Genomic DNA, 11,780 nt, shown 5'->3' with positions numbered 1-11,780 from the left:
TTTTGTGCCTTAGCTTTCAGTAACGGAGGCTGACCTGGCGGACAGCGCAGCAATGATGTCCTGCAACTGTGCCACACCGGCAGCCCGGTCAGTGAGGTGCAGGCGAAGCACGGGGCGGCCGTGGTCGGACAGGACCTGGGCGTCGCCGGCAGCCTGCGCGGCAATCAGTTCACCGAACGTAAAGGGACGGTCCGGGATGGCGAGGTCCTCCGCGGACGCGGCCGTGACCTGGAGGAACACTCCGATGGCCGGGCCGCCCTTGTGGAACTGACCCGTCGAGTGGAGGAACCGCGGGCCCCAGCCGAACGTCACGGGACGGCCTGAGACGGCGGCCAGTTCATCCCGGATGCCTTCGAGCTGCGTGAACGCCAGCCGGTCGAAGTAGGCCTGGACACTGAGGTAGCTGTCGCTGTCCAGCGTGTCCAGCAGTGCCTTCACGGCGTCCCCGGCGGTGCGGGCATCACCGAGCCAGGCGCCGCCGCGGACCTCGATGGCTCCGTCGACAAAAGCTGCCGGAGTGGGTTCGGGCTGGGCGTCCAGCAGGCCGCGCGCAGCCACCTTGGCGGCCTCGACATCGGGCTGGTCGAAGGGGTTGATGCCCAGCAGGCGTCCAGCCACGGCTGTGGCGAACTCCCAGACCATCATCTGGGTGGGCAGTCCGCCGGCGATGGCGACCTCGTTTTCACCGAGTTCGACGTCGGCATCGGCTGCCACCAGCCGCACCACGAGGACGTCCGGCGCGCCGCCGGTGACCTCGGGCGAGCTGGGGCCGGCAACCACCGGAAGCACACCGGTGCCCAGCTTGCCGGTGGACTCGGCGATCAGCTGCTCGGCCCAGTCGGCGAAGCCTACGATGCCGGAGCCGTCCTCGGCGATGACGATCTTGTTCCGAAGGGGGCTGGTTCCGCCCAGGGCGGTTCCGAGTGCCAGGCCGATGTTTTCCGGTGCGTCATCGTTCAGGAATTCGGCTGCTTCCTCGGCCTCATCCAGGAAAGCCTGGATGTCCACACCGGCCAGGCCGGAAGGCACAAGACCGAACGCGGTCAGCGCGGAGAAGCGTCCACCCACGTTGGGGTCGGCGTTGAAGACGGCTCGGTAGCCGGCCTCGCGGGAGGCCTTGTCCAGTGGGGAGCCGGGATCGGTGACGATGATGATCCGGCTGTTGGCATCGATTCCGGCGTCATTGAACGCCTTCTCGAAGACCCGCCGCTGGGAATCCGTTTCAACTGTTGAACCGGACTTGGACGAGACCACGATCGCGGTCTCGTCCAGCCGGTCGGCGAGGGCTGCACGGACCTGGTCGGGGTCCGTGCTGTCCAGCACTGTCAGCTCGACGCCGGCGGTGCCGGCCATGACTTCCGGAGCCAGCGAGGAGCCGCCCATGCCGCACAGCGCGATGCGGGTAACGCCTTCTGACGTCAGGGCGTCGCGGAGTTCCAGGATGTCCTTGACCAGCGGCTGGGAGACGGTGGCAGCCTCCACCCACCCGAGGCGGATTGCCGATTCGGCCTCCGCGTCGGGACCCCACAGGGTGTGGTCCTTGGCGAAGATGCGGGTGGCAATGCGTTCCTCCACGAGGACGGGGAGGTGCAGTTCCAGTGCCTGCTGTGCGGCACCGGTGGCGTCGTAGCTGAGCGTGGTCATAGTGGGTTAGGAAGCCTTCCGTGCAGAGGCGAGGGCGCCTTCGACGTCGGCCAGCAGTTCCTTCCAGCTGGCCACGAACTTGTCCAGGCCTTCGGATTCGAGGAGCGCTACGACGTCGTTGTAGGCGATGCCGAGCTTCTCCAGCGCGTCGAGGGTGGCATTCGCTTCAGCGTAGGTGCCGGTGACGGTGTCCCCGGTGACCACTCCGTGGTCGAAGGTGGCGTCCAGGGTCTTCTCGGGCATGGTGTTCACGACGCCCGGGGCAACGAGTTCGGTGACGTAGAGGGTGTCCGGGTAGGCCGGGTCCTTCACGCCGGTGGAAGCCCACAGGGGACGCTGGGGGAGTGCGCCGGCTTCGGCCAGCAGTGCCCAGCGTTCGGTGGCGAACAGTTCCTCGTAGACCTGGTATGCCAGGCGCGCGTTGGCCAGGCCGGCCTTGCCCTTGAGTGCCTTGGCTTCCTCGGTGCCGATGGCGTCGAGGCGCTTGTCGATCTCGGAGTCCACGCGGGAGACGAAGAACGAGGCCACGGAGTGGATCTTGGAAAGATCGTGGCCGTTTTCCTTCGCCTGCTCCAGGCCGGACTGGAAGGCGTTAATAACGGCGCGGTAGCGCTCCAGGGAGAAGATCAGCGTCACGTTGACGCTGATGCCCTCGGCCAGGGTGGCGGTGATGGCTTCGAGGCCCTCGAGGGTGGCCGGGATCTTGATGAGGACGTTGTCCTTGTTGACCCGCTTGTACAGGTGCTTGGCTTCGGCGATGGTGCCTGCCGTGTCCCAGGCCAGGCGGGGGTCAACCTCGATGGACACGCGTCCGTCAACGCCCTTGGTGGCTGCGGCTACCGGTGCGAAGAGGTCGCAGGCGTCCGCGACGTCGGTGGTGGTGATCTCGAAGATGGTGTCTTCGACGCTGGCGCCTGCTGCTGCCTGCTTGGCGATGGTGGCGTCGTAGTCGGTCCCTGCCGTGATCGCGGCGTGGAAGATGGACGGGTTGGTGGTTACGCCAACGACGTTCTTCTCTTCGATGAGCTTCGCCAGGGTACCGGTGTCCAGGCGTCCGCGGGAAAGGTCGTCAAGCCAGATGGAAACTCCGGCGTCTGAGAGCTGCTGGGTGGGAGTAGTCATTGTTCTGTATCTCCTGGAAATCGTTGGTTAGGCCTGGAGGCCTGCGAGGGAGTCCTTGGCGGCAGCGGCGACAGCCTCTGCGGTGATGCCAAACTCCTGGAAGAGGCGCTTGTAGTCCGCGGAAGCGCCGTAGTGTTCCAGGCTGACGGAACGGCCGGCGTCGCCGACGAATTCCCTCCAGCCGAGGGCAAGTCCTGCTTCGACGGATACGCGGGCCTTGACGGCGGCGGGGAGCACGGACTCGCGGTAGGCGGCGTCCTGCTTGTTGAACCATTCAACGCAGGGCATGGAGACAACGCGGGCGGCGATGCCTTCAGCCTGCAGGGCCTCGCGGGCCTGGACGGCCAGCTGGACTTCGGAACCGGTGCCGATGAGGATGACGTCTGCCGGGACGGTGGCGCCGTCCTTGGATGCTTCGGCAAGGACGTAGCCGCCCTTGGCGACGCCGGCAACGGAACCGAAGGTGTCGCCGTCGGCCTCGCCGCCACCGCGCTCCCAGGTGGGGATGTTCTGGCGGGTCAGCACGATGCCGGCAGGGTTGCTGTGGTTCTCCAGCATGGTCTTCCAGGCGACGGCTACCTCGTTGGCGTCACCGGGGCGGACAACGTCCAGGCCCACGATGGCGCGCAGGGAAGCGAGCTGTTCCACCGGCTGGTGGGTGGGGCCGTCTTCGCCGAGGCCGATGGAGTCGTGCGTCCAGACGTACAGCGACGGAACACCCATGAGGGCGCCGAGGCGGATGGCGGGGCGCTGGTAGTCGCTGAAGATCAGGAACGTGCCGGAGAATGCGCGGGTCCGTCCGTGCAGGCTGATGCCGTTCACGATGGAGGCCGCTGCGTGCTCGCGGATGCCGAAGTGCAGCACGCGGCCGTACGGGTTGCCGGACCAGGCGTCGGTCTGCTTGGAGGCCGGAACGAACGACGGCGAGCCCTCGATGGTGGTGTTGTTCGACTCCGCAAGGTCAGCGGAACCGCCCCAGAGTTCGGGGAGGACGGGGCCCAGTGCGTTCAGGACCTTGCCGGAGGCCGCGCGGGTGGAGACGTCCTTGCCGGCCGGGAAGACCGGAAGGGCTGCGTCGACGCCGTCGGGAAGTTCCTTGGCCTCGATGCGCTGCAGCAGCTCGGCGCCGGTGGGGTTGGCAGCCTGCCAGGCGTTGAAGGACTCTTCCCATTCCTTGCGGGCGGCAGCACCCCTGTCCACCACCGCACGGGCGTGGGCAAGAACGTCCTGGTCGACATCGAAGGACTTGGCGGGGTCGAAGCCGAGGACCTCCTTGAGGGCTGCCACTTCCTCGGCACCAAGGGCGGAACCGTGGATCTTGCCGGTGTTCTGCTTCTTGGGCGCAGGGTAGCCGATGATGGTGCGCAGCGAAACGATGGAGGGCTTGGACGTCTCAGCCTTGGCTGCAAGGAGCGCCGAGTAGAGCTCCTGGACGTCTTCCTTGTATTCGCCGGTCTTGGTCCAGTCAACGCGCTGGACGTGCCAGCCGTAGGCCTCGTAGCGCTTCAGGACATCCTCGGTGAAGGCGATGTCGGTATCGTCCTCGATGGAGATGTGGTTCTCGTCGTAAACCACCACGAGGTTGCCGAGTTCCTGGTGGCCGGCGAGCGAGGAAGCCTCTGCCGTGACGCCTTCCTGGAGGTCGCCGTCGGACGCGATGACCCAGATGGTGTGGTCGAAGGGGCTGGTGCCGGCGGCAGCATCGGCGTCGAACAGGCCGCGCATACGGCGCTGGGAGTAGGCGAACCCAACGGACGACGCAAGGCCCTGGCCCAGCGGGCCCGTGGTGATCTCGACGCCGGCGGTGTGCTTGTACTCAGGGTGGCCCGGCGTCAGCGAATCCCAGGTGCGGAGGGCCTCGAGGTCCTTCAGTTCCAGGCCGTAGCCGGACAGGAACAGCTGGATGTACAGCGTCAGGGAAGTGTGGCCCGGGGACAGGACAAAGCGGTCACGGCCCAGCCAGTCGGGATTCCGTGGGTCATGGCGCATCAGCTTCTGGAAAAGAAGGTACGCGGCCGGCGCCAGGCTCATGGCCGTTCCGGGGTGGCCGTTGCCAACCTTCTCCACCGCGTCCGCGGCCAGCACGCGGACAGTGTCCACCGCACGCTGGTCCAGGCTGGTCCAGGACAGTTCTTGCTCTTCCAAATGTGGCACGAAAACCGGGCCCCTCTCTGTGCTGATGGCAGGCGGCACACCGGATCCGCATGAAGGCACGCCGTGTGGCGCCCGCTGCGGTGTGTACCAGCCGTTCACCATCGAAACGTTGATCTTTCACTCAGCCACTGGCAGTTGGGAATGCGTTTTCCACCGCTTCCTTGCTGCGTGCTGATCTGGTGACAGCTTAGCTCTATTCCAATCTCCGGGCGGCCCAAATCTCACGTTTTGGACGCAATTTCCGCTTATGTGAATGCGTCTGAAGTGAGGTTGAGTTAATCTGCTCGAATTGGCGCGCGAGCGATCACCACCACCAACAGAAGGCCTGGCGGGTGCCGATTGCCGGTGTCGGCGGACCGGCGGTGGCGTAGAGGCCGGCGCGGTATGATATTCGGAGGCCAGCGCCGGGCTGGGGGACACTTGCCAGCCGCCCGGACTCCCGCTGTTGCGTGGATCACTGTTCCGCGGGCGCCCGGTTTTGGGGCGGGGCCGGACGACACAGCTGGACAGCCAGACAGAACTGCCAACAGAACGGGTGACTGCCACCGTGAGCACAACAGATACGACGCTGAACGCATCACGGGCTTCGCGGCCCGGGATCGCCCGTAAGGCAAAGGCGTATCTCGCCCTCACCAAGCCCCGGGTCATTGAACTGCTCCTGGTCAGCACGCTGCCCACCATGATTTACGCAGAGCGCGGCTTTCCGTCCATCGGGCTCATCCTGGCCACACTGGTTGGCGGCGCCTTCGCGGCCGGCAGTGCCGGAGCCTTCAACTGCTACATCGACCGCGACATCGACAAAATGATGCACCGCACCGAGAACCGCCCGCTGGTCACCGGTGAGGTCACGCCGCGCGAAGCACTCATCTTCTCCTGGCTCCTGGGTGCCGCCGCCATTGCGATCCTCTGGTTCGGCGCCAACCCCCTGTCCGCCTGGCTCGGCTTGGCGGCAATCTTCTTCTACGTGGTGATCTATACGATCATCCTCAAGCGCCGGACCGCGCAAAACATCGTGTGGGGCGGGGCCGCGGGCTGCTTCCCTGTCCTGATTGCCTGGGCGGCAGTCACCAACTCGGTGGAATGGCCGGCCGTCATCCTCTTTATGGTGATATTCCTCTGGACGCCCCCGCACTACTGGCCGCTGTCCATGCGCTACGGCGAGGACTACCGCAACGCCAAGGTCCCCATGCTCGGCGCCATCGCCGGCGCCAAGGTGGTCTCGGTGCAGGTGGTCCTCTACGCCTGGGCCATGGTGGCCTGTTCGCTGCTCATGGTTCCCGCCGGCGGAGCCGGATGGGTCTACACCGTCACTGCCGTCCTTGCGGGCGCTTGGTTCCTCTACGAATCACACGCGCTCTACAACCGGGCGCAGCGTGAGGACATCTCGGACAAGCGGGCCATGAAGGTGTTCCACGGTTCCATCAGCTACCTCACCCTCCTGTTTATCGCCCTGGCTGTGGACCCGTTCATCGGGCCCGCCGTCATGGCAGGCTGACTCCACAATCCTGCACATTTGAACCTCCCCCGGCCGCGGCCGGGGGAGGTTTTTTCTGTGGGCCCGGATGTGACAGGGTGCCGGGGAAATAGGCGCCCCTGCATTTATGACAACAGTGTCATATTGGTCACTTTCGCCTGTCATGGCTCGTGACTGTGTGGTTAGGGTGGACTGGTCCCGCTCCCAAGCAAAGGAAGTTCCATGGCACAACCACCGCACCCAGCAACAGCTGAAGCCCCAAACCACAGCCCGCCGCCGGCTGGCGCAGGCAACCGATACGGGTTCCGCCGGCCGGGATTCCTGGCCCATCTCGGGGCCGACGTGCCTGCTTCGCTGGTGGTGTTCCTCGTTGCCCTGCCACTGTCGCTGGGAATCGCCGCGGCCTCCGGCGCCCCCGTCATGGCCGGCCTCATCGCTGCCGCAGTCGGCGGCATCGTGGCCGGCAGCCTGGGCGGGTCGCCGCTGCAGGTGAGTGGTCCGGCCGCCGGCCTGACCGTCGTCGTCGCCGGCATTGTCCAGGAGTTCGGCTGGCAGGTGACCTGTGCGATCACCGCAGCCGCCGGCGTCGTCCAGATGCTGCTGGGCATCAGCCGCGTGGGACGCGCCGCGCTTGCCGTCTCGCCGGTGGTGGTCAAAGCCATGCTGGCCGGGATCGGGGTCACCATCATCCTGCAGCAGGTCCACGTCCTGCTCGGGTCGCAGCCGGCGGGCTCGGCCCTCGAGAACCTCGGGGCCCTGCCCGCAGCCATCACCGGCGTCGACCTGCACGCCGCCCTGCTGGGCCTTACCGTCGTCGCTATCCTCCTGGGCTGGAAGTACCTGCCCGCCGCGGTGCGCCGTGTCCCGGGGCCGCTGGCCGCCGTCGCTGCCGGCACGGCACTGTCGGTGGCATTCGCCCCTGCCGTTGAACGCATCTCCTTCACCGGTTCAATCCTCGACGCCGTCGCGTTGCCGCAGCTGCCCGACGGCAGCTGGCGGGCAGCAGCGTTCGCCGTCCTGACGATGGCGCTGATCGCCAGCATCGAGTCCCTCCTGTCCGCCGTCGCCGTGGACAAAATGCAGCACGGGCCCCGGACCAACCTGAACCGCGAGCTCGTGGGGCAGGGTGCTGCCAATATCGTCTCCGGATCGCTGGGCGGGCTGCCCGTCACCGGGGTGATCGTGCGCAGCGCCACCAATGTGGAGGCCGGTGCCGTGACCCGGGCCTCCGCCATCCTGCACGGAGTTTGGGTGCTGGCCTTCTCCGCACTCTTCGCAGGGCTGATCCAGCTGATCCCGCTGTCCGTCCTCGCAGGACTCCTGGTGGTCATCGGCGCCCGCTTGATCAAAGTGGCGGACATCCGCACCAGCCTCCGGACGGGTGACCTGCTGATCTATGCCGCGACCCTGCTGTGCGTGGTTTTCCTGAACTTGCTGGAAGGCGTCATGATCGGCCTGGCACTCGCGGCGGCCAGTGTGCTGTGGCGCGTGCTGCGGGCAACAGTCCACGCGCAGGCGCCTGTTCCGCCGTCCAGGTCCTGGCGGGTAACCATCGGCGGTTCGTGCAGCTTCTTCGCCCTGCCGCGGCTCAACCGCGTGCTGCACTCGGTCCCGGCCGGCGAACACGTGCTTGTGGAGCTCAACGCGGACTACGTGGACCATGCGTTCCGTGAGGCCCTGCTCGCGTGGCAGCAGCAGTACCAGGCCGCCGGCGGTGCTGTCCTCCTTGAACATCACGGGAACACCCTGTTCCAGGACGCGGCGGACCGGGCCCCGAAGCGCCAGGAAGCGCAGGAGCTACCGCTTCCGCCCAGGACCTCGTGGCAGCCCGCCCCGAACGAACTGGCAGTGGGAGATGAAGGACCAAGCACGCAGCCGCCATCACCGGTCCTGCTGGGCATCAATAAGTACCACCGCCGCTTCGCTGACAAGGTCCGGCCGCTGGTCCAGGATCTGGCGGACGGGCAAAACCCGGACACCCTGTTCGTGGCTTGCGTGGACTCGCGCGTGAACCCCAACCTGATTACCAGCAGTGGTCCAGGCGACCTGCTGACGTTGCGCAACATCGGCAACGTGGTGTGCCATGACGGCCAGGACGCGTCGATCGACTCGGCACTCTCCTTTGCCCTGAAGGGCCTGGAGGTGGACTCAGTCGTGATCTGCGGGCATTCGAACTGTGGAGCCATGAAGGCCGTCATCGCCGATGCCGAAGGTGCGGGCAACCCCGGACTTGGTACCGGTTTTGACGCCTGGCTGGACCATGCCCGCCCCAGCTACCTCGAATTGCTGGCGGACCATCCGGTGGCCGCCAGTGCCGCTGCCGCCGGGTATTGCCGGGTGGACCAGTTGGGCATGGTGAACGTCGCGGTCCAGCTGGCCAAGCTGGAAAGCCATCCGGTGGCAGGTCCCGCCCTGGCCGACGGCCGTGTCCAGGCAACGGGGCTCTTTTACGACATCGCCACGGCCCGTGTGGTGCTTGTGCGCCAGGCGGGCATTGAGTTCCTGGACCCGGAACAGGCTGCGGGGATGTCCACGGCCCACGCACCGGCGGGCTGAGCGCGGCATCAGCAGATACGCAAAAGGGCGCCCCGGTTCACACGAACCGGGGCGCCCTTGTCAGGGGAGCGGGGTCAGGCCACGGGGCTTGACTTGGCGATGTCCCAGGCGTTTGTTGCAGCGCCCATGAGCATGGCGGCGCCGAGCATGTGGGCTGCCACCAGCAGGGCCGGGATGCCGTTGTAGTACTGGGTGAAACCGATGACTGCCTGCAGCACAGTCACGCCGAGGAGGCCCAGGACCGCCGTCCGGATGGGGCCTGTGATCCGCCGCAGCAGAACCAGCGCAAGCGCAACCAAGGTTCCTGCGGTCACCAGGTAGGCCGGGACGGCGTGGATGTGCGAGAACAGGTCCCAGTCCAGCCCGTTGCGCGGCGCTTCAGCGTCCCCTGCGTGCGGACCGGCTCCGGTGACCACCACGCCCAGCATGACGGCGAGGGCGGAAAAAAGCGCGACGGCGGCCGTCACCGGGCGCATGACCCCCGGCAGGGTGGCGAGGGAGACAGTGCGGAACCGGCCGGTCCGGCCGAACGCCCGGTTGACCAGCAGCGTGGCAAGCACCACCAGTGCCATGGAGACCAGGAAGTGGAGGCCCACCACCCAGGGGTTGAGGTTGGTGAGGACGGTGATGCCGCCGATCACGGCCTGGGCGGGGATGCTGGCCAGCAGGCCCAGCGCCAGCAGGAAGAGGTCGCGGCGCTCCTTGCGGAGGTTCCACAGGTACACCAGCATCAGCGCGGCGACGGCTGCCAGGGCGAAGGTGAGGAGGCGGTTGCCGAACTCGATGAACCCGTGGATTCCCATCTCGGGCGTGTTCACCAGGGACGTGTCCGTGCAGCGGGGCCAGGTGGGGCAGCCCAGCCCGGAGGAGGTCAGTCGGACGGCTCCGCCGGTCAGCACCAGCATGGTCTGCCCGATCAGGGAGGCCACGGCCAGGCGCCGAACACTTGCGTCCACGGTGCGGGGCAGCCGCGACGCGAGGCGGCCGGCGAACTGGGGAAGGCGGAAGGCGGTGCTCACGAGTATCTCAATTCCACTTGAACCAACGGATTGCTGCGGCCCCGGCAATAACTGTCCAGAGCACCAGTATGAGGGAGGCGGCGCCATTCAGCGCACCGTGCAGGAAGGCGTCCCGCAGGGCTTCACCGAGTGCACCCGAGGGCAGGAGTCCAACGATCTGCTGGGCCGCGGAGGGCAGGCGTTCCGCAGGAATCACGATCCCGCCAAGGGCCCCGAGGAGGATCCAGAGCAGGTTGGTGATTGCCAGGGTTGCTTCGGGTCGGACGGTTCCGGCCACCAGCAGCCCCAGGGCGGTAAAGGCCGCCGCGCCCAGCGCGAGGAGTAGCAGCCCGGGAACCCAGCCGGCCGCCGTCGGCTGCCATCCGAGGGAAAACCCGACCGTAGCCACCACGGCAACCTGCAGGCAGAGCACCGCCAGCACGGAAAGCACCTTGCCGGCGATCAGCCCGCTCCGGCCCAGGGGAGTTGTGGACAGGAAACGCAGCACACCGTACCGGCGGTCGAATCCCGTGGCGATGCCCTGCCCCGTAAAGGCTGTGGACATGGCGCAGAGGGCCAGGATCCCCGGGACCGCCACGTCGATGCGGCTCGGCCCCAGGCCGTCCAGGAACGGGGTCACCGTCAGGCCAACCAGCGCCAGCAGCGGCAGCACCACAGCGAGGATCAGCTGCTCGCCGTTCCGCAGCATCGCCAGCGACTCGTATTTGCCCTGCAAAAGGATGCGCCGGAGCAGGGATGCGGGCTGCTGCCGGGCGGGCGCACCGGCCCCGGCAGCGGTACCCGCGGGGGTCGGGTTCATCGGATGTCCTTTCCCGAGATGTCCAGAAAAACGTCCTCAAGGCTGCGGGCCTGCAAGGACATGGCGGCGGGCATGACGTCGTGCGCTGCCCACCATTCGGCGAGCGTGGCAAGGTGCCGGGGAGTCAGGGTGCCTGTGGCGGTGTAGCTTCCGGCCCGCTCCTCCAGGACCACGACGTCGGCGGGCAGCACTCCGGCCAGGTCCAGTCCCGGCTTCGCATCGAAGGTGAGGGTGCGCACGTGGTCCGTGCCGGCGTCCACGGCGGGTCCGCGCTGCAGCAGTTCCTGGACTGTTCCCTCGGCGACATTGCGGCCGCCGTCAATGATGTAGACGTAGTCCGCCAGCCGCTGGGCGTCATCCATCAGGTGCGTGGTGAGGATGATTCCCATCCCCGAATCGCGCAGCTCGCCGATCAGCTCGAACACCAGTTGTCGGGACTGCGGATCCAGGCCTGCGCTGGGTTCGTCGAGGAAGAGTACCTCCGGCCTTCCGACCAGGGCGGCGGCGAGGGCCAGGCGTTGCTTTTGCCCCCCTGAAAGCCGGCGGACGGTGGTCCGGCTGAAGGTGTCGATGCCGAGCCTTTGGATGAGGTCGTCCACGGGCCACGGGCGTGCGTAGAGTCCGGCAATGTGACGCAGCAGGGGGACAGGCCTTGCCGACGGCGGGAGGCCGCCGTCCTGAAGCATCACGCCTACGCGGGAGCGCAGCTCCGCCCCGGCCGTTGCCGGGTCCTGGCCGAGCAGCGAGATGCTCCCGCCGCTGCGCTTCTGGAGGCCCTGGGCGCATTCCAGGGTGGTGGTTTTTCCTGCGCCGTTGGCGCCCAGCAGCGCTGTGACCTGCCCGCGCTCGGCCGAGAGTGAGACGCCGCTCACCACCCGGAGCATTCTTCCGTCCATGCTGGAGAGCGGGCCTACATCTTTAACGAGCCCGTTGATGGACAGGACGGGGGACTGGGGCGAACGCACCCCAGTATTCTACGGGAAGTAGTATTAGCGGCAGTCCTCCGGACCTG

Annotated in this window: 8 protein-coding genes; 2 read left to right on the top strand and 6 right to left on the bottom strand. The window is 67.0% G+C overall.

The features are described 5' to 3' along the window. Positions 1–9 precede the first annotated feature (9 nt). The 3 genes from IEX43_RS02895 to tkt are packed head-to-tail and all read right to left on the bottom strand — an operon-like array spanning position 10 to position 4,911. Positions 10–1,644: a glucose-6-phosphate isomerase gene (locus IEX43_RS02895; protein WP_188808964.1), complete on the bottom strand. Its 1,635-nt coding sequence runs from the start codon at positions 1,642–1,644 to the stop codon at positions 10–12. Positions 1,645–1,650: 6 nt separating this feature from the next. After that, complete coding sequence (gene tal / locus IEX43_RS02890) at positions 1,651–2,766, bottom strand: transaldolase (RefSeq protein WP_188808963.1); 1,116 nt, start codon at positions 2,764–2,766, stop codon at positions 1,651–1,653. 27 nt (positions 2,767–2,793) lie between these two features. Then, positions 2,794–4,911, bottom strand: a complete 2,118-nt coding sequence (gene tkt / locus IEX43_RS02885; protein WP_188809066.1) for a transketolase — start codon at positions 4,909–4,911, stop codon at positions 2,794–2,796. Positions 4,912–5,455: 544 nt separating this feature from the next. Between tkt and IEX43_RS02880 the strand changes: the two genes are divergently transcribed. Together IEX43_RS02880 and IEX43_RS02875 are read left to right on the top strand one after the other, a co-directional pair. Then, positions 5,456–6,415: a heme o synthase gene (locus IEX43_RS02880; RefSeq protein WP_188808962.1), complete on the top strand. Its 960-nt coding sequence runs from the start codon at positions 5,456–5,458 to the stop codon at positions 6,413–6,415. Positions 6,416–6,616: 201 nt separating this feature from the next. Then, positions 6,617–8,950, top strand: a complete 2,334-nt coding sequence (locus tag IEX43_RS02875; RefSeq protein WP_188808961.1) for a SulP family inorganic anion transporter — start codon at positions 6,617–6,619, stop codon at positions 8,948–8,950. A 74-nt stretch (positions 8,951–9,024) separates the two neighbouring features. Here the strand turns inward: IEX43_RS02875 and IEX43_RS02870 are convergent, their stop codons facing one another. From IEX43_RS02870 to IEX43_RS02860, 3 genes are read right to left on the bottom strand one after another with little or no spacing between them, the layout of a single operon-like run. Continuing rightward, complete coding sequence (locus IEX43_RS02870) at positions 9,025–9,969, bottom strand: COX15/CtaA family protein (protein WP_188808960.1); 945 nt, start codon at positions 9,967–9,969, stop codon at positions 9,025–9,027. A 7-nt stretch (positions 9,970–9,976) separates the two neighbouring features. Next, positions 9,977–10,768 carry an ABC transporter permease gene (locus tag IEX43_RS02865; RefSeq protein WP_188808959.1) on the bottom strand — a complete coding sequence of 264 codons (792 nt, stop codon included), beginning with the start codon at positions 10,766–10,768 and terminating at the stop codon, positions 9,977–9,979. Beyond that, a complete protein-coding gene (locus tag IEX43_RS02860; RefSeq protein ID WP_188808958.1) occupies positions 10,765–11,733 on the bottom strand; it encodes an ABC transporter ATP-binding protein in 969 nt (322 codons plus the stop codon). The genes IEX43_RS02865 and IEX43_RS02860 overlap by 4 nt, the downstream gene beginning before the upstream one ends. Between the last annotated feature and the right edge of the window lie 47 nt (positions 11,734–11,780).

This window comes from Pseudarthrobacter polychromogenes, from assembly GCF_014644495.1.
Lineage (GTDB): Bacteria > Actinomycetota > Actinomycetes > Actinomycetales > Micrococcaceae > Arthrobacter > Arthrobacter polychromogenes.
Note: the sequence above shows the minus strand (reverse complement) of the source record. Positions and strands in the feature narration are given on the sequence as shown.